General features: G+C 56.0%; 18 protein-coding genes, 2 tRNA genes, 1 rRNA gene and 1 riboswitch. Of the genes, 5 read left to right on the forward strand and 16 right to left on the reverse strand.

From position 1 onward, the window contains the following. Positions 1–62: 62 nt before the first annotated feature. From AC4ICF_RS22590 to btuB, 5 genes are all read right to left on the reverse strand, one after another. Positions 63–138: transfer RNA gene (locus tag AC4ICF_RS22590), tRNA-Ala, on the reverse strand. A 108-nt stretch (positions 139–246) separates the two neighbouring features. Further along, a tRNA-Ile gene (locus AC4ICF_RS22595) sits at positions 247–323 on the reverse strand. 69 nt (positions 324–392) lie between these two features. Continuing rightward, positions 393–1,932: ribosomal RNA gene (locus tag AC4ICF_RS22600) — 16S ribosomal RNA — on the reverse strand. 383 nt (positions 1,933–2,315) lie between these two features. Next, positions 2,316–3,167, reverse strand: a complete 852-nt coding sequence (gene murI / locus AC4ICF_RS22605) for a glutamate racemase (protein WP_116344063.1) — start codon at positions 3,165–3,167, stop codon at positions 2,316–2,318. Next, a complete protein-coding gene (gene btuB / locus AC4ICF_RS22610; protein WP_166712614.1) occupies positions 3,112–4,959 on the reverse strand; it encodes a TonB-dependent vitamin B12 receptor BtuB in 1,848 nt (615 codons plus the stop codon). The genes murI and btuB overlap by 56 nt, the downstream gene beginning before the upstream one ends. A 66-nt stretch (positions 4,960–5,025) precedes the next feature. After that, a riboswitch (cobalamin riboswitch) is annotated at positions 5,026–5,201 on the reverse strand. 104 nt (positions 5,202–5,305) lie between these two features. Here btuB and trmA point away from each other — a divergent pair. Continuing rightward, positions 5,306–6,406: a tRNA (uridine(54)-C5)-methyltransferase TrmA gene (gene trmA, locus AC4ICF_RS22615; protein ID WP_316380727.1), complete on the forward strand. Its 1,101-nt coding sequence runs from the start codon at positions 5,306–5,308 to the stop codon at positions 6,404–6,406. Between the two features lie 56 nt (positions 6,407–6,462). Here the strand turns inward: trmA and AC4ICF_RS22620 are convergent, their stop codons facing one another. Continuing rightward, positions 6,463–6,822 carry a YijD family membrane protein gene (locus AC4ICF_RS22620; RefSeq protein WP_008501783.1) on the reverse strand — a complete coding sequence of 120 codons (360 nt, stop codon included), beginning with the start codon at positions 6,820–6,822 and terminating at the stop codon, positions 6,463–6,465. Between the two features lie 9 nt (positions 6,823–6,831). Continuing rightward, positions 6,832–7,470: an HTH-type transcriptional repressor FabR gene (fabR, locus tag AC4ICF_RS22625; RefSeq protein ID WP_008501784.1), complete on the reverse strand. Its 639-nt coding sequence runs from the start codon at positions 7,468–7,470 to the stop codon at positions 6,832–6,834. A gap of 196 nt (positions 7,471–7,666) precedes the next feature. Between fabR and sthA the strand changes: the two genes are divergently transcribed. Further along, positions 7,667–9,067: a Si-specific NAD(P)(+) transhydrogenase gene (gene sthA, locus AC4ICF_RS22630; RefSeq protein ID WP_061096478.1), complete on the forward strand. Its 1,401-nt coding sequence runs from the start codon at positions 7,667–7,669 to the stop codon at positions 9,065–9,067. Here the strand turns inward: sthA and oxyR are convergent. The 4 genes from oxyR to argC all read right to left on the reverse strand — a co-directional run bounded on the left by oxyR (position 9,050) and on the right by argC (position 13,531). After that, a complete protein-coding gene (oxyR, locus tag AC4ICF_RS22635; protein ID WP_023309664.1) occupies positions 9,050–9,967 on the reverse strand; it encodes a DNA-binding transcriptional regulator OxyR in 918 nt (305 codons plus the stop codon). The two genes, sthA and oxyR, sit on opposite strands and share 18 nt — an antisense overlap. Before the next feature lie 325 nt (positions 9,968–10,292). Continuing rightward, positions 10,293–11,666 (reverse strand): argininosuccinate lyase, encoded by a 1,374-nt coding sequence (gene argH / locus AC4ICF_RS22640; RefSeq protein ID WP_061096479.1) that lies wholly within the window; start codon positions 11,664–11,666, stop codon positions 10,293–10,295. Positions 11,667–11,743: 77 nt separating this feature from the next. Next, positions 11,744–12,520 carry an acetylglutamate kinase gene (gene argB, locus AC4ICF_RS22645; protein ID WP_090420882.1) on the reverse strand — a complete coding sequence of 259 codons (777 nt, stop codon included), beginning with the start codon at positions 12,518–12,520 and terminating at the stop codon, positions 11,744–11,746. 6 nt (positions 12,521–12,526) lie between these two features. Then, entirely contained in the window at positions 12,527–13,531 is a 1,005-nt protein-coding gene (argC, locus tag AC4ICF_RS22650; RefSeq protein WP_045355532.1) for an N-acetyl-gamma-glutamyl-phosphate reductase, read from the reverse strand. 88 nt (positions 13,532–13,619) lie between these two features. Here argC and argE point away from each other — a divergent pair, with 88 nt between their 5' ends. From argE to AC4ICF_RS22665, 3 genes are all read left to right on the forward strand, one after another. Continuing rightward, positions 13,620–14,771: an acetylornithine deacetylase gene (argE, locus tag AC4ICF_RS22655; RefSeq protein ID WP_116344059.1), complete on the forward strand. Its 1,152-nt coding sequence runs from the start codon at positions 13,620–13,622 to the stop codon at positions 14,769–14,771. Positions 14,772–15,046: 275 nt separating this feature from the next. Beyond that, complete coding sequence (gene ppc / locus AC4ICF_RS22660; protein ID WP_116344058.1) at positions 15,047–17,698, forward strand: phosphoenolpyruvate carboxylase; 2,652 nt, start codon at positions 15,047–15,049, stop codon at positions 17,696–17,698. 92 nt (positions 17,699–17,790) lie between these two features. Continuing rightward, on the forward strand, positions 17,791–18,639 hold the full coding sequence (locus AC4ICF_RS22665) for a helix-turn-helix transcriptional regulator (protein ID WP_116344057.1): 849 nt from the start codon (positions 17,791–17,793) through the stop codon (positions 18,637–18,639). On the opposite strand, the gene AC4ICF_RS22670 is transcribed toward AC4ICF_RS22665, so the two are convergent. From AC4ICF_RS22670 to AC4ICF_RS22690, 5 genes are read right to left on the reverse strand one after another with little or no spacing between them, the layout of a single operon-like run. Further along, positions 18,626–18,982 (reverse strand): PTS fructose-like transporter subunit IIB, encoded by a 357-nt coding sequence (locus AC4ICF_RS22670; protein WP_116344056.1) that lies wholly within the window; start codon positions 18,980–18,982, stop codon positions 18,626–18,628. The two genes, AC4ICF_RS22665 and AC4ICF_RS22670, sit on opposite strands and share 14 nt — an antisense overlap. Positions 18,983–18,984: 2 nt before the next feature. After that, entirely contained in the window at positions 18,985–19,860 is an 876-nt protein-coding gene (locus AC4ICF_RS22675) for a [formate-C-acetyltransferase]-activating enzyme (RefSeq protein ID WP_316380726.1), read from the reverse strand. Beyond that, positions 19,826–22,120, reverse strand: a complete 2,295-nt coding sequence (locus AC4ICF_RS22680) for a formate C-acetyltransferase (protein ID WP_316380725.1) — start codon at positions 22,118–22,120, stop codon at positions 19,826–19,828. Before AC4ICF_RS22680 ends, AC4ICF_RS22675 begins: the two co-directional genes overlap by 35 nt. A gap of 52 nt (positions 22,121–22,172) precedes the next feature. Next, the gene (locus AC4ICF_RS22685; protein ID WP_316380724.1) at positions 22,173–22,493 is read right to left on the reverse strand and encodes a PTS fructose-like transporter subunit IIB; all 321 of its coding nucleotides are present in this window, start codon (positions 22,491–22,493) and stop codon (positions 22,173–22,175) included. Between the two features lie 14 nt (positions 22,494–22,507). Further along, complete coding sequence (locus AC4ICF_RS22690) at positions 22,508–23,587, reverse strand: PTS fructose transporter subunit EIIC (RefSeq protein ID WP_316380723.1); 1,080 nt, start codon at positions 23,585–23,587, stop codon at positions 22,508–22,510. Positions 23,588–23,753 lie beyond the last annotated feature (166 nt).

Raw genomic sequence — 23,753 nt, forward strand, 5'->3', positions numbered from 1 at the left:
AAAACTTCGCAGTGCACCTTTTCAGGTTCACTCTGAAGTTTTCTTGTGTTCGCAGTAAAAGATGGTGGAGCTATGCGGGATCGAACCGCAGACCTCCTGCGTGCAAAGCAGGCGCTCTCCCAGCTGAGCTATAGCCCCATCGTATTACAAATCTCTGTACCGGTAATTTTTCCTGAGACAAGGCGTGGAAACGCGAAGCATACATCAGTATGTGAGCGTTGCCGCAACGCAGTATCAGGGAAAATTTGGTAGGCCTGAGTGGACTTGAACCACCGACCTCACCCTTATCAGGGGTGCGCTCTAACCACCTGAGCTACAAGCCTGCAGAGATTTTTACTGCTGTTTTTCATCAGACAATCTGTGTGAGCACTGCAAAGGCAGGTTCTTTAAGGTAAGGAGGTGATCCAACCGCAGGTTCCCCTACGGTTACCTTGTTACGACTTCACCCCAGTCATGAATCACAAAGTGGTAAGCGCCCTCCCGAAGGTTAAGCTACCTACTTCTTTTGCAACCCACTCCCATGGTGTGACGGGCGGTGTGTACAAGGCCCGGGAACGTATTCACCGTGGCATTCTGATCCACGATTACTAGCGATTCCGACTTCATGGAGTCGAGTTGCAGACTCCAATCCGGACTACGACGCACTTTATGAGGTCCGCTTGCTCTCGCGAGGTCGCTTCTCTTTGTATGCGCCATTGTAGCACGTGTGTAGCCCTACTCGTAAGGGCCATGATGACTTGACGTCATCCCCACCTTCCTCCAGTTTATCACTGGCAGTCTCCTTTGAGTTCCCGGCCTAACCGCTGGCAACAAAGGATAAGGGTTGCGCTCGTTGCGGGACTTAACCCAACATTTCACAACACGAGCTGACGACAGCCATGCAGCACCTGTCTCAGAGTTCCCGAAGGCACCAATCCATCTCTGGAAAGTTCTCTGGATGTCAAGAGTAGGTAAGGTTCTTCGCGTTGCATCGAATTAAACCACATGCTCCACCGCTTGTGCGGGCCCCCGTCAATTCATTTGAGTTTTAACCTTGCGGCCGTACTCCCCAGGCGGTCGACTTAACGCGTTAGCTCCGGAAGCCACGCCTCAAGGGCACAACCTCCAAGTCGACATCGTTTACGGCGTGGACTACCAGGGTATCTAATCCTGTTTGCTCCCCACGCTTTCGCACCTGAGCGTCAGTCTTTGTCCAGGGGGCCGCCTTCGCCACCGGTATTCCTCCAGATCTCTACGCATTTCACCGCTACACCTGGAATTCTACCCCCCTCTACAAGACTCTAGCCTGCCAGTTTCGAATGCAGTTCCCAGGTTGAGCCCGGGGATTTCACATCCGACTTGACAGACCGCCTGCGTGCGCTTTACGCCCAGTAATTCCGATTAACGCTTGCACCCTCCGTATTACCGCGGCTGCTGGCACGGAGTTAGCCGGTGCTTCTTCTGCGGGTAACGTCAATCGACAAGGTTATTAACCTTATCGCCTTCCTCCCCGCTGAAAGTACTTTACAACCCGAAGGCCTTCTTCATACACGCGGCATGGCTGCATCAGGCTTGCGCCCATTGTGCAATATTCCCCACTGCTGCCTCCCGTAGGAGTCTGGACCGTGTCTCAGTTCCAGTGTGGCTGGTCATCCTCTCAGACCAGCTAGGGATCGTCGCCTAGGTGAGCCGTTACCCCACCTACTAGCTAATCCCATCTGGGCACATCTGATGGCAAGAGGCCCGAAGGTCCCCCTCTTTGGTCTTGCGACGTTATGCGGTATTAGCTACCGTTTCCAGTAGTTATCCCCCTCCATCAGGCAGTTTCCCAGACATTACTCACCCGTCCGCCACTCGTCACCCGAGAGCAAGCTCTCTGTGCTACCGTTCGACTTGCATGTGTTAGGCCTGCCGCCAGCGTTCAATCTGAGCCATGATCAAACTCTTCAATTTAAGTTTGATGCTCGTGAATTAAACTTCGTAATGAATTACGCATGTTCACTCAGAGACTTGGTATTCATTTTTCGTCTTGCGACGTTAAGAATCCATGTCACTTTGAGTGCCCACACAGATTGTCTGATAAATTGTTAAAGAGCAGTTGCAACGCGGCTTTCAGCTCACCGTTGCGAGGTCCCGTATATTACGTTTTCCTCATTCAGAGTCAAGCGATTATTTTCACTTTTCTCTGTTGGCATTCATCTCTGAACTCCGCTAACCCGGCGGCTTGCAAGCCGTTGTTCCGTGTCAGTGGAGGCGCATTATAGGGAGTTCTCAGACGTTGACAACCCCTCTTTTAAAAAAAACTTTCAACCGTCTCTTTTTTGCTCAAAACCGTGCTACAGCGCCAGTTTTTCGAGCGTTTCAAAGCCATAACGGCGTAAAACGGGTAAAAGTTGCTCAGTCTCTTTCGTAATGGCCATGCAAAACGCGATATTCGCATCGGTAGATTTCGCATCCGGCGCTTCATGCTCCAGCAGCCAGGCCGTACGACGGGCGATTGCCGCACCGGAATCCACCAGGCGCGTCCCCTCCGGAAGCACTTCTAATAGCTCTTCCTGCAATAGCGGAAAGTGGGTGCAGCCCAGCACAACCGTATCCGGTGGTTCGGGCATACGCAGCCACGGACGAAGAATACGACGCAGCTCTTCAAGCGATACCGTCTCGCCGTGCAGTTTCGCTTCCGCCATCTCCACCAGCTCTGCGGAGCCAAGCATTGCAATCTGGCATTCGTTAGCAAAACGGTCGATCAGCTCGCGGGTATAAGGACGCTTCACCGTGCCACGCGTGGCCAGTAACCCTACGATGCCGTTAGCCGTGAGGCGCGCGGCAGGCTTTATGGCAGGAACAACGCCCACAACCGGGAACTGGAATTTTTCACGCAGGGCAGGAAGGGAAACGGTGCTCGCCGTATTACAGGCAATGACCGCCAGCGAAAGGGGATAGCGCTTTTGTACCGCGGTGACGATTTCAACCACACGCTCAACGATAAAGTCTTCACTCTTTTCCCCATACGGGAAAGCGACGTTATCGAAGGCGTAGATGTAATGGAGATCCGGCAGGAGATGCCGAATCTCATCATAGACCGAAAGCCCACCGACGCCGGAATCAAACACCAGCACGGTGGGACGCGGATTAGAAGGTGTAGCTGCCAGACAAGGTGTATTCCCGTCCTGCAGTTTGGTAGCCATAAACTGTCTCGTAATCTTTATCGAACAGGTTGGCTATTTTACCACGAACTGTGAGATGTGAGGTGACAGGATATGAAACTGCGACATCCCAAAGGCTCACACCGCCCATTTTCACTTTCTCTGACGGATAAGAACCAAAATCAGTGTCGTAACGCGTGCCGAGATAGTGATACGTCAGGCTCCAGTCGAAATCATAGATCTGCGTATCGAGCTGATATTTCACCTGCTGCTTAGCACGACGGTCCAGAAGTTCGTTGGTCGCTGCGTTGCGGGCATCCACATAGTCGTAGCCAACGGTATGCGTCAACGGACCCGTATCAAATGAAGCTGTCGCCTCCACACCCTTAATGCGTGCTTTGCCGACGTTGTAATATTGCTGAAGGTTATTATTGAAGTCGATGAGATTTTCAACGTCATTACGATAGCCGGACACGCGCCAGCTCACGCCTGCCGTCAGGCCTTCAAACGCCCCTTCCCACTGCTTGCTCTCTTCTGGATCAAGATGGTCATTGCCATAGAAGCCATAGAGTTGCCCCAGATTCGGTGCTTTATAGGCCGTGCCATAAGAAGCAATGAAGCGGTAACCGTCCACGAACTCCCACGCTGCACTGCTTTGCCAGGTGCCGTGGCGACCAAACTGCGAGTTGTCATCGCTGCGAACCGCCCCTTCCAGGGTGAAATCACCCAGTTGCTGCAGTCCGGTCAGGTAGACGCCGGTATTACGCAGGTCGTAGCCGTTGGTAACGTAGTTTGTACCCGGCTCGGTGCTCTGCTTCTGCCAGTCAACGCCCGCGCCAATGTTCCCGTGACCCACATCAACAGAGTTGAGCCACTGAACGTTGTACTGTTTGATTTCATCCAGTGTGGCCGTTGAATCGTAACGGCCCAAATTTGGATCGTAGTTATAGTCCTTGCTATGGCTATAGCTGGTGAGCAGCTGTGAATGGAAGATGTCACCGTTGAAGCGTAATCCTGCGTCCCAGGTCTGGCTATAGAGCTGGCGGGTATCGACCAGTACGTCAGGGGTAAATGAACTGTAGTAACCGTCGTAGGCCGTACGGTTGCTGTAGCCAAAGCCGCGAACAAATCCGCTCCACTGGTCTGAGAATGCGTGATCCAGTGCGCCGTAGAGCGTTTTATTCATAAAGCCGTCGCGATCGGTCTGGGCAAGGCCGCCATTGTTGCCGTCCGCAACCACATCAAAACCTTTGGTATAAGTGTAATCACCCGCAAGCGTGACGCGCGTGCTGTCGCCCAGCGTTTGCTGGGTACTGCCGCCATAATTCTGATAGCCGTGCGAGCCTACGCCGGCATTCAGCGTCGTACCATCCTTCGCGCGGGTGGTAATAATGTTGACTACACCGCCAATTGCGTCAGAACCGTACACCGCCGAACGCGGTCCACGAACATATTCGATACGCTGCACCAGGGAGATTGGGAACTGGCTGAGATCGGACGACCCCGTGACGCCCGCCTGGTTAAGGCGGACCCCGTCAACGAGAATCAGCACGTGGCTGGAATTTGTGCCACGAATAAAGAGAGAAGAGAGTTGCCCCATCCCGCCATTTTGCGCCGTATCCACGCCAGGCAGGCGACGCATAACGTCCAGCACCGAGGTTGACTGCCAGCGGTCAATATCGGCACGCGTCACCACCGAGGTTGCTGCCAGAATAGTTTTTTCAGGTTGTTCAAAACGATTTGCCGTCACCACCAACGAGTCAGCGCTATCCTGCGCCCAGCCCGAAAATGCCGTGACGGACAGCGCCGTCAACAGCGATACTTTTTTAATCATTGTTAAAGCATCCACAATATAAGAAGGATGCCGCAGGCCTCATCTATAGCACGCGATGATGAAACCAAATGCGACGTGATCCCGGCAGGTCTTCGGGCTGGGTGGCGTTATACGGATGAAGACTTCCCATTTTCACAGTGTCTACAGCTCTCATCCCGCCAGTCTTTACCGCTGCGCGTCAGCTCCAGATTTTCACTGGATTCCCTTTTCACTCTCAGGAGACCGGAAACAGAATGCTACAATTAGACACGTATAGATGTCCAGACAGCTATTGGCCATTAAATCTGGACATCCACTGCACAATCCCTACAATCCCCGCGTAATTCTTTATCATTCAGGACGCATCATGACCCCCGAACACCTCCCGACAGAACAGTACGACGCGCAGCTGGCAGAGAAAGTTGTCCGCCTGCAAAGTATGATGACGCCTTTCAACGCGCCCGTTCCCGAGGTGTTCCGCTCCCCTGTCAGCCACTACCGCATGCGCGCCGAGTTCCGCATCTGGCACGACGGCGACGACCTGTATCACATCATTTTCGATCAGCAGACCAAATCCCGCATTCGCGTGGACAGCTTCCCGGCAGCGAGCGAGCTCATCAACCAGTTGATGACGCTGATAATTGAAGGCGTGCGCAACAATCCGGTGCTGCGCCACAAGCTGTTCCAGATTGACTATCTGACCACGCAAAGCAATCAGGCGATTGTCTCTCTGCTGTACCACAAAGCATTGACCGACGAGTGGCGCGAGCAGGCAGAAGCCCTGCGCGATGCGCTGCGCGCGCAGAACATCAACGTGCACCTGATTGGCCGCGCGACCAAAACCAAAATCATGCTGGATCAGGATTACGTCGACGAACGTCTGCCGGTGGCGGGTAAAGAGATGATTTACCGTCAGGTGGAGAACAGCTTCACCCAGCCGAACGCGGCGATGAACGTGCAAATGCTGGAGTGGGCGCTGAAGGCGACGGAAGGGTCTAAGGGCGACCTGCTTGAGCTGTACTGCGGTAACGGCAACTTCTCGCTGGCGCTGGCGCGTAACTTCGATCGCGTCCTGGCAACCGAAATCGCCAAGCCGTCAGTGGCCGCCGCGCAGTACAACATTGCCGCCAACCATATCGACAACGTGCAAATCATTCGTATGGCCGCAGAAGAGTTCACGCAGGCCATGAATGACGTGCGGGCGTTTAACCGCCTGGAAGGGATCGATCTCAAGAGCTACCAGTGTGAGACGATTTTTGTCGACCCTCCACGCAGCGGCCTGGACAGCGAAACAGAGAAGATGGTGCAGGCGTACCCGCGCATTCTGTACATCTCCTGCAACCCGGAGACGCTGTGCAAAAACCTGGAAACATTAAGCCAGACGCACAAGGTTGAACGTCTGGCGCTGTTCGATCAGTTCCCGTACACGCACCACATGGAGTGCGGTGTACTGCTCACGGCGAAGTAATTCAGCCGGCGTTTTTGGCTGGCGGCGCTTCGCTTACCTGCCCTACTCAAGCCTCATTACTCTGGCAGTTGGCTCTTGCGGCTACGCATGCGAGAGCCAATCCAGAACACCAGCGCCACAGACAGTACCGCAGGGAAGAAGTTAGAGCCGATATCCGGATACTCCGCGCGAACCACGGTGCTATACAGCAATACGCCCAGAATAAAGCAGGCGGCGGCCAGACCCGGTAACCCCACCGGCATGGTGCGGTTCAGGTAACGTTGATGCAGGCAGTAAACCGTCAGCACCAGCGCAATAAGCGGGAAAATCGAAAATGGAACGATTGAGCTAAAAATAGCGGCAAACGTGCCATTAATGGATAAGCCAGCGATCAATGCCAGCAACAGCGTCCCTTTATCCTGACCTGACTGTTTCATTACTCACCTTCACTCTTCGGTTTGATGTGCCAGTTTCTCTTGTTCACGGCGATACCAGTAATACGCGCCTTTGGAGATCATCCTGAGCTGCAGTACCAGTCGCTCTTCGAGCTGCTTGCGTTGTTCAATGCTGACATCCAGCGCTTCGGCACCCGCGCTGAATACAATCGTCACCATCGCTTCGGCCTGTGCTTCGGTAAACGCACGCGGCATATGGTTTTCGAGTTCAAGATAATCGGCAAGTTCCGCGATGAAGTGCTGAATTTCCCGCGCTACGGCGGCACGAAACGCAGCCGATGTGCCCGAACGTTCGCGCAGAAGCAGACGAAACGCGTTGGGGTTATTGCCGATAAATTCCATAAAGGTCGACACGGAGGTGCGGATCACGCTGCCTCCTTTGGCGATACGCTGACGCGCCTGGCGCATCAGCTGGCGCAGCATGAGTCCGCTCTCATCGACCATGGTCAGGCCCAGTTCATCCACGTCACGAAAGTGACGATAGAAGGACGTTGGCGCAATCCCGGCCTCGCGAGCGACTTCGCGCAGGCTCAAACTGGCAAAACTCCGCTCAGCACTCAGTTGACTGAATGCGGCTTCCACCAGCGAACGCCGGGTTTTCTCTTTTTGTTGTGCTCTTACGCCCATCACAATAGTTGAATCCTTCCAAAGGCCTGATGGCACTATACCAGAGAATAAAATTAATCTGTTTGCCCAGCTTTGTGAATGATTGTTTACGTGCGGTTTGTGCTCCACTGCCGGAAAAAAGCACAACGATAATTGGGTTACCCTGGTAATGATGTTATGATTCTGTTGCTTTTATGTATAAGAACAGGTAAGCCTTACCATGCCACATTCCTACGATTACGACGCAATAGTTATTGGTTCCGGCCCCGGCGGCGAAGGTGCTGCTATGGGTCTGGTGAAACAGGGAGCCAGAGTAGCGGTCATTGAGCGCTACCATAATGTCGGCGGCGGTTGCACCCACTGGGGCACCATCCCTTCGAAAGCCCTCCGCCACGCCGTTAGCCGCATCATCGAATTTAACCAGAACCCTCTTTACAGCGACCACTCCAGACTTCTTCGTTCCTCCTTTGCCGACATCCTGAATCACGCGGATACCGTCATTAACCAGCAGACGCGCATGCGTCAGGGCTTTTATGAGCGTAACCACTGTGAGATTTTGCAGGGCAACGCGCATTTTGTGGATGAACATACCCTGGCACTCGAATGCCACGACGGATCGGTTGAGACAATCACCGCTGAAAAATTTGTTATCGCCTGTGGTTCACGCCCTTACCATCCGGCCGACGTCGACTTCTCGCACCCGCGCGTCTACGACAGCGACTCGATTCTGAGCCTGCACCATGAACCCCGCCACGTCATTATCTATGGCGCGGGGGTCATCGGCTGCGAATATGCGTCGATCTTCCGCGGAATGGATGTCAAAGTAGACCTGATCAACACCCGGGATCGCCTGCTGGCGTTCCTCGATCAGGAGATGTCAGACTCCCTCTCCTACCACTTCTGGAACAGCGGCGTGGTGATTCGCCACAACGAAGAGTACGAGAAGATCGAAGGCTGCGATGACGGCGTGATCATGCACCTGAAGTCTGGTAAAAAGCTGAAGGCAGACTGCCTGCTGTACGCCAACGGCCGTACCGGCAATACCGATTCATTGCGGCTGGAAAATATCGGGCTTGAGACCGACAGCCGCGGCCAGCTCAAGGTCAACAGCATGTACCAGACCGCGTTGCCGCACGTTTACGCGGTCGGCGACGTGATCGGCTACCCGAGCCTGGCATCCGCCGCTTACGATCAGGGCCGCATTGCCGCTCAGGCGCTGGTGAAGGGTGAAGCAACGGCGCACCTGATTGAAGATATCCCGACGGGTATCTACACCATCCCGGAAATCAGTTCCGTGGGGAAAACCGAGCAGCAGCTGACGTCAATGAAGGTGCCTTACGAGGTGGGTCGTGCGCAGTTTAAACATCTGGCGCGGGCGCAAATCGTGGGGATGAGCGTGGGGACACTGAAGATCCTGTTCCACCGCGAGACGAAAGAGATCCTCGGGATTCACTGCTTTGGTGAACGCGCGGCGGAAATCATTCATATCGGCCAGGCGATAATGGAGCAGAAAGGCGGTGGTAACACCATCGAATACTTCGTTAACACCACCTTTAACTACCCGACCATGGCGGAAGCCTATCGGGTAGCCGCGCTGAACGGCTTAAACCGCCTGTTTTAACGCGCTGTCGAAATGGCCATCCATCGAACCACGGATGGCCTCTGCCAGCTGCTCATAGCGGCTGCGCAGCGGTGAACCCGGACGATACACCAGACCAATAGTGCGACGCGGTTCCGGCTTAATGCACGGCAGGTACACCACACCATCACGCTTACGCTCGCGCGGCACGGCCAGCGCAGGCAGCAGCGTAATACCGCTTCCCGCCGCGACCATATTACGCAGCGTTTCCAGGCTGGTTGCGCGGAAATGGGTATCTTCATCGGCACCCGCTTCGAAGCAGAAGCCCATCGCCTGATCGCGCAGGCAGTGGCCGTCTTCCAGCATCAGCAGCTTTTCCCCGGCCAGATCGGCCATCGGAACGCGATCGCGGTTCGCCCACGGGTGATCTTCATAGATCGCCAGCATCATCGGCTCATCGAACAGCGGCACTTCGATAAAGGCTTCACTCTCTTTTACCAGCGCCAGAATGGCACAGTCGAGCTTGCCGCTGTCCAGCTGCGCCAGCAGCTGATGGGTTTGCGCTTCATGCAGGTACATTTCGAGTTTCGGGAACGTCTGGTGCAGCATCGGAATGATGTGCGGCAACAGGTACGGGCCAACGGTTGGGATCAGGCCAATATGCAGCGGGCCTGACATCGCCTCCCCCTGCTGGCTTGCCATTTCCTTGAGCACTTTGACCTCGCGCAGCACGGTGCGCGCCTGATCCACCAGCAGCAGACCGGCCTGGGTGAACAGCACCTTACGGCTGGTGCGCTCCAGCAGCATCACGCCCAGCTCGTCTTCCAGCTTGCGGATCTGGCCGCTCAGCGTCGGCTGGCTGACGTGGCAGGAATCTGCCGCGCGGCGAAAGTGACGATGCTCGGCTAACGCTACCAGGTATTCAAGATCACGAATATTCATTATTCATCCTCCGTCGCCACGATAGTTCATGGCGATAGATAGCATAGCAACGAACGATTATCCCTATCAAGCTTTCTGTTGAATAATACACCACATAGACGAGGCGGCCCGTGTTTGACCCTTGACGTCCCCGCACCGTCATCGAGTTTCTCTCAAAACTCGAACAACTAAAGCCAACGTGAACTTTTGCGGACCCCGTGGTCCGCTTTTTTTTGCGTAAAAAAGCCCGAGGTAAAAGCAAAATGGCAACCGAAGTTGCCATTTTTAGTGTTTGCTCCCTCTCCCTGTGGGAGAGGGCCGGGGTGAGGGCACCAGCCCGCACAAATCAAACCAACCGGTTTTTCGCATCCGCTATCGCCTGCGCTACTTGCTTCGGCGACACGCCGCCTTTTGCTGCACGCTTATCCAGGCAAGACTGCAGCGCCAGAATCGGATACACATCATCCCCGATAACCGCGCTGAACTTCTGCAGATCGGCCAGCGCCAGATCTTCCAGCGGTTTACCCTGACGAATGGCTTCCACTACCGCTTCACCCACAATATGGTGCGCTTCACGGAACGGTACGCCTTTCGCAACAAGGTAGTCCGCCAGCTCGGTAGAGTTCGCATAGCCCTGCTGCGCCGCTTCCTGGCAGCGCGGACGTTTCACCTGAATGCCGTCCAACACCAGCGCGCCCATATGCAGACAGTCCAGCCAGGTGTCGAGCGCGTCGAACAGCCCTTCCTTGTCTTCCTGCATATCTTTGTTGTACGCCAGCGGCAGCCCTTTCAGGGTCATCATCATGCCGGTCAGCGCACCCTGCACGCGGCCACACTTGCCGCGGATCAGCTCCAGCGCGTCCGGGTTTTTCTTCTGCGGCATCAGGGATGAGCCTGAGGTCACGCGGTCGGACAGTTCAACGAAACCCGCTTCGCCAGAGTTAAAGAAGATCAGATCCTCGGCAAAGCGCGACAGGTGCACCATTCCGATAGACGCATTGGAGAGCAGTTCCAGCACGTGGTCGCGGTCGGAGACGCTATCCAGGCTGTTACGGGTGGCGGAGGCAAAGCCCAGCCAGCCTGCCAGCTGCTCACGGTCGATTTCATACGCCGTACCGGCCAGCGCGCCGCTGCCCAGCGGGCTGACGTCCAGACGCTTAAGGGTGTCCTGCAGACGGCTTTCGTCACGCGCCAGCATCTCAACGTAGGCCAGACACCAGTGCGCAAAAGTCACCGGCTGCGCGCGCTGCAGGTGGGTATAACCCGGCATCACCGCGTCCTGGTTGTTCTGCGCGGTCTCCACCAGCGCGCTCTGCAGCTGACGGTTGGCCGCCAGCAGTTCGCCAACGGTCTCTTTACACCACAGCTTCAGATCGGTCGCGACCTGGTCGTTACGGCTGCGGCCGGTGTGCAGCTTTTTACCCAACTGGCCAACTTTGTCGATCAGCTTGCCTTCCACCCAGCTGTGAATATCTTCGGCATCGCTCTGCAGGATTTGCTGCGGATCCAGACGCACCTCTTCCAGCAGGTTGTTCAGCGCCTCTTCCAGCTGCTGCTGCTCGTCTGCGGTCAGCACGCCAACGGTCACCAGCGCTTTGGACCAGGCCACAGAGCCGACGATATCCTGTTCGGCCAGGCGGTAGTCGAAGCGCAAAGAGTCGTTGAACTGTTTGAATCGCTGATCCGCTGCCTGTGTAAAACGCCCACCCCAAAGTGCCATAACATGCTTCCTTAATATCTTTGAATTTCATTGCCCGGTGGCGCTACGCTTACCGGGCCTACAAAACATTAAATCGATTACGCTAAAATACGCGTGCCAATCGGCGTGCCGTTAAACAGTGCCGGGAGCTGCTCCGCGTGACGCCAGGAGGCGATATCCACCGGGCGGCCCAGCGTGCGTGCGGCATCCAGCGCGGCGTTCACTTTGACGATCATGCCGTCGGTAATAATGCCCTGAGCAATCAGCTGCTCGGCTTTCTCAGCCGTCATTTCCGCAATGCGCTGGCCTTTACCGTCCAGAATGCCGCTCACGTCGGAGAGCAGGATCAGGTCCGCGCCCAGCGTTGCCGCCAGCGCGGTTGCCGCCTGGTCCGCGTTAACGTTCATCAGCTCGCCCTCTTCGGTCACGCCGATAGAGCTCACCACCGGCAGGAACCCCCCTTCCAGCAGCGTGTTAATCAGCTTAGGCGAACCTGGCTGCGCCAGTCCAACGTGGCCGAGCTCTTCGTCGAGCTGGGTCACTTTTACGCTGTCGCCATCGCCCAGATAGAGGCCCACGGACGCGATGTGGTGTTTCTTCGCCCACGCCAGCAGCGTTTTGTTCGCCGTACCCGCCAGCGCGCCGGTAATGATGTCGATCTGGTCAGCAGGCGTCACGCGCAGGCCGTTCTTCTTTTTCACCGGCAGGTTGAGACCTTTCATCAGCTCATCCACCACGCAGCCGCCGCCGTGCACGATCACCAGCGGACGCTGGTGGGATTCGCGATAGTTCACCAGTGCGGTAAACAGACGCTCCAGCGCTTCTTCGCTGTCCAGCAGTACACCACCGAGTTTGATAATTAATGGGTTCATCATCACACCTTAAATAAGAGCCTGCGTTTCAGGGAAGCCGAAACGAATATTTGCACACTGCATTGCCTGTGCGGCAGCGCCTTTGAGTAAGTTATCTTCTGCGGCGACAACGATGAGATGCTCGCCCTGCACGGCAAAGCCGATGTCGCAGAACGGCAGACCAACCACGTTTTTCAGCGCCGGAACGCCTTTGTCGTAAAGTCGCACCAGCGGTTTATCCGCATACGCCTGGGTGAAGGCCTCGTTCACCTGCTCTTTGGTCACGCCAGGCTTCAGGCGGCAGGTGATAGTTTCGAGGATCCCACGCGGGAAGCTGCCCAGGTGCGGGGTGAAAATCACCTCGGCGCCCAGATGCGTCGTGATTTCAGGGTGATGACGGTGATTAAACACGCCATACGGCTGAAGGCTCACTTCGCAGAAGCTGTTTGAGATAGCGGCCTTGCGACCTGCTCCGCTCACGCCGCTGGTGGCGTTGATCACCGGCCACTGGCTCAGATCCAGCAGACCCGCGTCGATCAGCGGCTTCAGGGAAAGCTGCGCCGCCGTCGGGTAGCAGCCCGGCACGGCAATCAGGTCCGCTTCCTTTAGCTTGTCTGCGCTCCACTCCGCCAGGCCGTACACCGCTTTTTCAAGCAGATCCGGATGCTGGTGGGTGAAACCGTAATATTTTTCATAGAACGCGCCGTCGTTAACGCGGAACGCGCCGGAGAGGTCGAACACCACGCAGCCGGCAGCCAGAAACTGCGGTGCCAGGTCGTGACTGACCTCGTGTGCTGTGGCTAAAAACACCACGTCAACGCCGTCGGTAAACTCGCTGATGTCAGACATGGGCTGCAAAGGCAGATCGACAATGCCCTTAAGCTGCGGATGCAAATCGGAAATTAACTTTCCTGCATCATTGCTTTGCGCTGACACGGTCAAAGCGGTTATGGTCATATGTGGATGGCGATTCACGTAGCTTACAAGCTCTGCGCCCGCATAACCGCTAGCGCCTACAATCAGCGTATTCAACATCGGGTTCCTTTATGCTCAACGTTAATGTATTTTTATTCACATTTATTGCATGAATATTGATACTATCACGACCTAAGGTGTGTCAACAATGAAAATGAACTTACCGCCATTTATCGAGATCTACCGCGCCCTGATTGCCACTCCGTCCATCAGCGCAACGGAAGAAGCGCTGGATCAGAGCAATGAGTCTTTAATCAATCTGCTGGCGGGTTGGTTTAGCGATCTTGGGTTTAACGTTGAGGTTCAGCCCGTCCCCGGAACACGCCATAAATTTAACCTGCTCGCCAGCACCGGAAACGGTGCGGGCGGCCTGCTGCTGGCCGGTCATACCGACACCGTACCGTTTGACGATGGCCGCTGGACGCGCGACCCGTTTACCCTGACCGAGCACGACAACAAGCTCTACGGTCTGGGCACCGCCGACATGAAAGGCTTCTTCGCCTTTATCCTCGACGCGCTGCGTGACGTAGACGTGACGAAGCTGAAAAAACCGCTCTACATTCTGGCGACCGCCGATGAAGAAACCAGCATGGCGGGCGCGCGCTACTTCTCTGAAAACACGTCGATTCGCCCGGATTGCGCGATCATCGGCGAGCCAACCTCTCTGCAGCCTATCCGCGCGCACAAAGGTCATATTTCTACCGCCGTGCGCGTGCTGGGCCAGTCCGGCCACTCCAGCGATCCGGCGCGCGGCGTGAACGCCATTGAACTGATGCATGATGCCATCGGCCGCATCATGACCCTGCGCGACGATCTGAAAGAACGTTATCACTACGAGGCGTTCACCGTGCCGTACCCGACCCTGAACCTGGGCAGCCTGCACGGCGGCGATGCCTCGAACCGTATCTGCGCCTGCTGCGAACTGCATATGGACATCCGCCCGCTGCCGGGCATGACCTTGAGCGATCTCGACGGCCTGCTGAACGAAGCGCTGGCTCCGGTAAGCGAGCGCTGGCCTGGCCGTCTGACGGTCTCCGAATTGCATCCGCCGATCCCGGGTTACGAATGCCCGCCGGACCATCAGCTGGTTGAAGTCGTGGAAAAGCTGCTCGGTGAGAAAACCGACGTGGTGAACTACTGCACCGAAGCGCCGTTTATTCAGACGCTGTGTCCGACGCTGGTCCTTGGCCCTGGCTCCATTAACCAGGCCCACCAGCCGGATGAATATCTGGAAACTCGCTTCATCAAGCCGACCCGCGAACTGATTACCCAGGTTGTGCATCACTTCTGCTGGCATTAAAAACTGCTCCTCACCCAGCCCTCTCCCCAAAGGGGAGAGGGTTAGGGTGAGGGGGTGTAAATCCCGCGATCTCTGTCACATTTCCATAAGCATCTCTTATCTGACGCAATGCGAATTAAATTTCGTAAATTGCCCGCATTTATTCGTTTGCTGAACCGTTTTCGCAGCAATTGACGACGGGGGTTTTACGTGGCTTTATAAAGGGAGATGACAAAATAATGTCCAGAAGATTTTCGCCTGGGCATAAACAAAAATGATGGGGTGACTGGGTTTTTATGAACGAACAATATTCCGCGTTGCGTAGTAATGTCAGTATGCTCGGCAAAGTGCTTGGAGATACCATCAAAGATGCGTTGGGGGAGAACATCCTCGACCGCGTTGAAACCATCCGCAAGCTATCTAAATCTTCCCGTGCCGGTAACGAGGCCAGTCGTCAGGAGCTGCTCACCACCTTGCAGAACCTCTCTAACGATGAGCTGCTGCCCGTTGCACGCGCATTCAGCCAGTTCCTGAACCTGGCCAACACCGCTGAGCAATACCACAGCATTTCGCCAAATGGCGAAGCGGCCAGCAACCCGGAAGTCATTGCCCGCACCCTTCGTAAACTGAAAGACCAGCCAGACCTCAACGAAGCCACCATCAAAAAAGCGGTGGAGTCCCTTTCGCTGGAGCTGGTCCTGACCGCACACCCAACCGAAATTACCCGTCGTACACTGATCCACAAGATGGTGGAGGTGAACAACTGCCTCAAGCAGTTGGATAACAAAGACATTGCCGACTACGAACGCAACCAGCTGATGCGCCGTCTGCGCCAGCTGATTGCTCAGTCCTGGCACACCGATGAAATTCGTAAGCATCGCCCAAGCCCGGTCGACGAAGCCAAATGGGGCTTTGCGGTGGTAGAGAACAGTCTGTGGGAAGGGGTGCCTAACTACCTGCGCGAGCTGAACGAACAGCTGGAAGCAAACCTTGGCTACCGCCTGCCGGTCGACTTTGTTCCGGTGCGCTTCACCTCCTGGATGGGCGGCGACCGCGACGGTAACCCGAACGTGACCGCGGAAATCACCCGTCACGTCCTGCTGCTGAGCCGCTGGAAAGCGACCGACCTGTTCCTGAAAGACATTCAGGTGCTGATCTCCGAGCTGTCGATGGTGGAAGCAACGCCGGAACTGCGCGCGCTGGCCGGGGAAGAGGGTGCCAGCGAGCCGTACCGTTTCCTGATGAAAAAACTGCGTGGGCAGCTGATGGCCACCCAAGCCTGGCTGGAAGCGCGCCTTAAAGGCCAGCGCCTGCCGAAGCCGGAAGGCCTGCTGAGCCAGAACGAGCAGCTCTGGGAGCCGCTCTACGCCTGTTATAAATCGCTGCAGGCCTGCGGGATGGGCATCATCGCCAACGGCGAACTGCTCGACACCCTGCGCCGCGTGAAGTGTTTCGGCGTGCCGCTGGTGCGTATCGACGTGCGTCAGGAAAGTACCCGCCATACCGAAGCCCTGGGCGAGCTGACCCGCTATCTCGGCATCGGCGACTATGAAAGCTGGTCCGAAGCCGACAAACAGGCCTTCCTGATCCGCGAGCTGAACTCCAAGCGCCCCCTGCTGCCGCGCAGCTGGGAGCCAAGCAACGAAACCCGCGAAGTGCTCAACACCTGCAAAGCGATCGTTGATGCACCGAAAGGATCGGTGGCCGCCTACGTGATCTCCATGGCGAAGACCCCGTCCGACGTGCTGGGCGTACACCTTCTGCTGAAAGAAGCGGGTATCGACTACGCCCTGCCGGTCGCCCCACTGTTTGAGACCCTCGACGACCTGAATAACGCCAACGACGTCATGACTCAGTTGCTGAATATCGACTGGTACCGCGGCTTTATTCAGGGCAAACAGATGGTGATGATTGGCTATTCCGACTCCGCAAAAGATGCGGGCGTGATGGCGGCATCCTGGGCGCAATATCAGGCGCAGGACGCGCTGATCAAAACCTGCGAGAAAGCCGGTATTGAGCTGACCTTGTTCCACGGACGCGGCGGCTCCATTGGCCGCGGCGGCGCGCCTGCTCACGCGGCGCTGCTGTCACAGCCGCCGGGAAGCCTGAAAGGCGGCCTGCGCGTCACCGAGCAGGGCGAGATGATCCGCTTCAAGTACGGCTTGCCGGAAGTGACCATCAGCAGCCTGTCGCTCTACACCAGCGCGATCCTGGAAGCCAACCTGCTGCCGCCGCCAGAGCCAAAAGCGTCCTGGTGCCATATCATGGACGAGCTGTCTGACATCTCCTGCGATCTGTACCGCGGCTACGTGCGTGAAAACAAAGATTTCGTCCCTTACTTCCGCTCGGCCACGCCTGAGCAGGAGCTGGGTAAACTGCCGCTGGGCTCGCGTCCTGCGAAGCGTCGCCCGACCGGCGGCGTCGAATCTCTGCGCGCCATTCCATGGATCTTCGCCTGGACGCAGAACCGCCTGATGCTGCCCGCCTGGCTGGGTGCTGGTGCCGCGCTGCAAAAAGTGGTGGAAGACGGCAAACAGAACGAACTGGAAACCATGTGCCGCGACTGGCCGTTCTTCTCTACCCGTCTGGGCATGCTGGAGATGGTCTTCTCGAAAGCGGACCTTTGGCTGGCGGAATACTACGACCAGCGTCTGGTGAAACCGGAACTGTGGGCGCTGGGTAAAGAGCTGCGCGAGCTGCTGGAAGGCGACATCAAAGTGGTGCTGGATATCGCCAACGACTCGCATCTGATGGCGGACCTGCCGTGGATTGCCGAGTCTATTCAGCTGCGTAACATCTACACCGACCCGCTGAACGTTCTGCAGGCAGAGCTGCTGCACCGTTCGCGTCTGGCGGAAGAAGAAGGTAAAGAGCCGGATCCGCGCGTCGAACAGGCGTTGATGGTGACGATTGCAGGCGTTGCGGCAGGTATGCGTAACACCGGCTAATGCTTATGCCCGGCGGCGCTGCGCTTGCACGGGCCTACGTTAAGTAGGCCGGGTAAGCGTTAGCGCCACCCGGCAATACCCTGGTATCCACCATGCACCACGACATTACCCACATCCTGACTGACCTGATCAACGGCACAACGACGCTGCGTCAGGTGCATTTTGCAAACCCAGCCATCTCCGCACCCGACCTTGCCTTAAAAGTTGATTTCCCACGTCTGGAAATCGTGCTCGACGGTTCGGTGAAAGACCAGGCAGCTTCCGTTTTACAGCAGGGTGATGTTTTATACGTCCCGGCTGGCGGCTGGAACGATCCACAATGGCAAACACCCGCGACGACGTTGAGCATCCTGTTTGGCAAACAGCAGCTTGGGTTTAGCCTTTTGCACTGGGATGGTGTTGAAGTGCGTAACCTGGCAAAGCAGCACGTTGCTCGCCGTGGCCCCCGCATTGGCTCCTTCCTGCTACAGACGCTTCATGAAATGCAGATGCAGCCGCACGAGCAGCAAACCGCACGCCTGATCATCGCCAGCCTACTTAGCCATTGCGTCGATTTGCTGGGTAGTCAGATCCAGACCGCCTCACGTAGCCAGGCTCTGTTTGAAGCCATTCGCGTTTATATTGATGAACATTATGCGACCCCGCTAACCCGGGAATCCGTCGCCCAGGCGTTTTATATCTCCCCGAACTATTTATCGCATCTTTTCCAGAAAACAGGCGCGGTAGGTTTTAATGAATACCTGACTCACACCCGGCTGGAGCACGCGCGTCAGTTGCTGAAAGGGTATGATTTAAAGGTGAAGGAGGTGGCGCATGCCTGCGGGTTTGTCGACAGTAATTACTTCTGCCGCTTATTCCGTAAAAATACGGAACGTTCGCCGTCAGAGTACCGTCGCCAGTATCACAGCCAGCTGACAGGGAAAGCGGTCAGTCCAGAATGACCTGAGTATGCTGCGGCGCGGATACCATTTTACGTACTGCAGCCATGACCTTGTGCGGATCGCGCAGGAAAGCATTAATCCCGCACTTCACATAGCGGCAGGATTCAAATCGCTCGCTGCCCGCCAGCTCAATATCCGTAATAAGCAATACGACATCAGCGCGCCGGATATCGTCCTCCGTCAATTCACTTTCAATGCCTAACGCCCCCTGAGTCTCAATGCGGGCTGACCATTTCTCCTGCTGGCAAATCCGCTCCAGCCGTTCTGCGGCCATGTAAGTATGCGCCACGCCGCTCACGCATGCGGTTACCGCCACCAGATGACGCACTGCCGTTACTGTCATTTTCAACCTCCCACGGTGACATGAAACCCTTTACGTTCCGCCATACGGCGAAAGACTGCAACTTCGTCAGTTGTCGGAGGTATCACCTCCCGCATCACCCATTGTTGCCCAAGCAGGCGGTATTTTGGTTCGCCATACGCGTGAAACGGTAATAAATGCAGCTGACGTATCCCTGTAGGCAGCAAAAATGCCAGCACGCGCGCCATGTTGGTTTCCGTCAGCGTATAGCCAGGAATAAGCGGTACGCGGGGGATGACGTTTATGCCTTCCGCCACCAGTTGCTTAATGTTATCCAGCACTCTTGGCAGATTCACCGCCGTCACCGAACGCGCCTGCTCTGGATCCATAATCTTCAGGTCAAACAGTACTTCATCGCATTGTCGTGTCAGCGGTAGCAATCGTGACAGGGGCGCATCTCCCGCCGTCTCAATGGCGGTGCGTATACCGTAACGGCGCAAACGCGCAAGTAGCTGCGTCGCAAAAGGTGCCTGCATCAATACTTCCCCGCCCGACAGCGTCACTCCGCCACCCGAAGAGCGGAAGAAAACATCGTCTTTCATCACCTCGCGTTCAAGCTCGTCCAACGTCACGTCGCGTCCGATGCGCTCAAACGCACCGGACGGACATTCGTCCACATCACGCAGGCAGGGTGTGCAGCGCAAACATTTACTCTCCCGGCGAACCGTCTCAATTTTTGGGGAGATCGACTCCGGGTTGGCACACCACGGGCAGCGGTGAGGGCAGCCTTTAAAAAAGACCACCGTGCGAATACCCGCCCCGTCGTTTAACGAATAGCGCTGAATATTGAAAATACGCGCCACGTCGGCGCGCGTTTCAACGACGTCACAGCTGATGCGCGGTGCGGCGGATAATGTCATCCTGGATCTCCTTCGACAGCTCAACAAAGAAGGCGCTGTATCCGGCAACGCGCACCACCAGCCCAGCAAAATCCTGTGGACGCCGCTGCGCTTCACGCAGGGTTTCCGCGTTTACCACGTTGAACTGGATGTGTTGCAACTTAAGCTGCGTGAACGCACGCAGGAAATCTGCCAGCTTTTGCAGCCCGGCATCGCCTTCCAGCGTGGCGGGGGTGAACTTAACGTTTAGCAGCGTACCGTTAGATAACAGGTAGTTATCCAGCTTGCTCACCGATTTCAGCACGGCCGTCGGCCCCTGCATATCCTGCCCGAGCATCGGAGAGAGCCCTCCATCCGCCAGTTGCTCACCGGCAAAGCGTCCATCTGGCGTTGCCCCCACAACCGCCCCCAACGGCACGTGTGCCGATACGGTATAAGACCCCGGCGTAAATTGCCCGCCGCGCGGGTTACGGTATTTTTCGACCTCTTTGCAGTAGTGGCGCAGCAGTTCAGCGCTGATGTTGTCGACATCATCGATATCATTGCCGTATTTTTCGAAGCGATTGATCAGCCTTGCTCGCACTTTTTCGCCCTCCGGGGTGGCAAAGTTCGCTTTTAACACGGCTAAGAGCTCATCAAAACTTAAGCGTTGCTGTTCAAAGACCAGCCCTTTCAGGGCGTGCAGCGAATCGCTCAGGTTGGCTATTCCGATCCCCTGTACACCAGAGAAGTTATAGCGCGCCCCGCCGTCGGTAATGTCTTTCCCAGATGCCAGGCAATCGCTGATAAAAGAAGAGAGCAAGGGCACCGGAGCCCAATCACGATGGCCGATATCGCAGATATTGCTCCCCTCAACCATCAGCGCAATGTAGTGATTAATTTTGGCGCGAATATTCTCCAGCAAGCCTTCATAACTTAGCCCTGCGTTGCCTTCGTTCTCCTGCATCGCGATTTCCATCACCTTCAGCAGGTTAAACATCGCAATATCGTGCAGACCGTAGGTTTTACCCGGAATCGACAGCTCAACACAGCCGACGACAGCGTAGTCGCGCGCGTCCTCCAGCGACACACCGCGATTGAGGAAGGCAGGCACCACCACTTCATCGTTAAAGATCTGCGGAATGCCGGTGCCCAGGCGAATGGTCTCTGCGGTTTTAAGCAGGAAAGGCCGGTCGATAAGTTCATTCACCCGCACGCCCAGGTTCGGCTGAGGAAGCTGAACGCTTTGGTAGGCATCCAGGCACAGGAAGGAGAGCACGTTTACCGCACTACGGCCGCTTTCCGTCAGGCCGCCTAACAGTGCGGTATACCCGGTCGGGAACCCGGCGAAATAGCGGGCGCTGCTGGTCGAGCGTAAAAGCACGACGTCATTGCACTTCACCCACAGCGACTCAAGAATCTCTTTCAGGAACGCGGGCTCATCGCCTTGTGAGAGCGAGGCCTGATAAAACGGTAGCATATACTGGTCAAAGCGCCCGATAGAGAGCGAACTGGCGTTGGATTCGTACTGCAAAATGATGTTCATGTACCAGAAAAGCTGACACGCCTGCCAGAACGTCTGTGGCTTCTGCTGTGCGTTGTGCCGCGAGATGTCGGCAATTGTCAGCAGTTCCTCTCGGCGCGGCACATCGCTGACCCGGGCCAGTTCTTCAGCCAGCGCCGCGTAGCGCAAAATATGACGCTGGGAAGCCTCAAGCAGGATCAGCGCCGCTGCATAGAAGGTATTATGGGGGTCGCGGGCGCAGTGTTCACGCAGTTCCGCCACCAGCACACCCAGGCCGTTATTAAGCAGGCGTGGATAATCAATTATGATATGCCCCTGCCCTTTATCCGTCTGGTTGATGCTGAAAATCTGCGTCCCTACCGCGGTTTTCACCTCATCTGTCATCTGGCTGTTGATGAAATCCTTCATTGACCGGTTTTCCCAGTAGGGGTACAGCACGTCACGGTAGGTCTGCTTATCCTCATCGCTGATTTCAAAGCGGTCCTGCGGACGTGTGGCAAACTGATCCAGCTCCTTAAGCAGCCAGTACGGATCCATCTCCGGAGACATAATGCCTGCACGCGGTTTAACGGTGCGGTTCCCGGCAATCAGCTCCTCATCACGAATCGCGATTTTTACATGGTCGAGTATGTACGCCGTCGCTTTCGCGCGCCGGATAATCACCGGCTCACCTTCCGTCTGCTGGTGGCTGGCGGTATAGAGCAAAGCACGCTCAAGCGAGATTTCACGCGGGCTGGCAAAAAGAGCGTCTTTCAAACGCTGGGTACGATTCGTCATGAGGGAACTCCTGTAACGGTAAAACGAGCCCGCCCCGAAGGGCGGGAGAGCATCAGGCGGTTTGTGCCAGGTGGGCATCAATTTTGTTCATGATGGCGTCGGCACGTTTTACCGCATCGCCGATATTGACGCGTACGGTGGTTTTTCCGGCAAAACGCTCTTCGAATTTAATGCCAATATCCTTGGTCAGGATCACCACATCCGCGGCGGCAACGTCTTCTGCCGTCAGCTCATTCTCAAGACCGATCGATCCCTGTGTTTCTACTTTCACTTCCCAGCCTTTCGCTTTTGCGGCGCTTTCCAGCGCTTCAGCAGCCATATAGGTATGGGCAACGCCAGACGGACATGCTGTTACTGCGATAATTCGGGCCATGTTCTCTTCCTCACTCAGTTAATTTCGAAATCCAGATCCAGGTCATCCTCTTTTTCCTCGACCTGTTTTGTATTCTTACGGGCAATACGCTTCAGCACGTTGACGCTGATTGCCGTTACCACTGCACCCACAGCAACTGCCGCGATATAGCCGAGCTTGCCGTCCACCACGGGAAGCACAATCAACCCACCCCAACCGGCATAGCATTGCGCGCCCATCACGGCAGCCGTGACCGCACCACACGCGGAACCCAGCATGATGGAAGGAATCACGCGCAGAGGGTCAGCAGCGGCAAACGGAATTGCCCCTTCGGTGACGCCAACACAGCCCATCACCAGCGCCGCTTTCCCCGCTTCACGTTCTTCATCGGAAAAATTCTTGCGGCCGACTAACGTTGCCAGGCCTAACCCCAGCGGCGGTATGCAAATAGCCACGGCGGCAATCGCAACGACGGTATAGATGCCCTGCGCAACGCAAATCAGCATGAAGGCATACGCCACTTTGTTAACCGGGCCGCCCATATCGAACGCCAGCATAAGGCCGAGAATGATGGCAAGTACCACGATGCTGCCCTGCTGCATGCCTTGCAGCCACTGAGTGAGGCTGGTGGTCAGCGCGCCTACAGGCTCGCCAAGACCCCACATCATGATGCCCGCGGTAATAAAGGTGCCGATAATCGGGATGATGAAGATGGGCATGACGGAACGCAGCACTTTCGGGACCGGCAGTTTTTTCAGGTACCAGACGATAATTCCACCGAAAATCCCAGCGATAATCGCGCCGAAGAACCCCGCGCCAAAGCTGTTGCCCACCCAGGCGGCAATGGCACAGGGAGCCAGCGCGGCGCGTTCTGCAATCGAGTAGCCAATGTAAGCGGCCAGGAAAGGCACCATCAGCGTTAAACCCGCCACACCAATATCAAAGAGCTTTTTCAGATTGGGATCGGTTGCGGCATCCGGTACCGCGCCCTTGCCGTATAGCATTACTGAAACCGCCAGCAGAATGCCGCCCGAGACCACGAACGGGATCATATGCGACACCCCGGTCATCAGATGCTGCCGCGTGTTCTTGAGAATGTGCACCAACGCTTTCATATGTCGCTCCAGGCCTAAAACCATAAAGATGTTGTGGCAAACAATAGGCAATCAGAAAGACGGCGGACAGTAGACAAAAAGGCCATTTACTGGATTTTTGTAATATCGAAATAAAAATGCGATCCGCCTCGACATTTCACACCGGCGATGCATTACGCAAAACGTC

This window comes from Enterobacter sp. ECC_219_Taxon_10 (assembly GCF_058354905.1).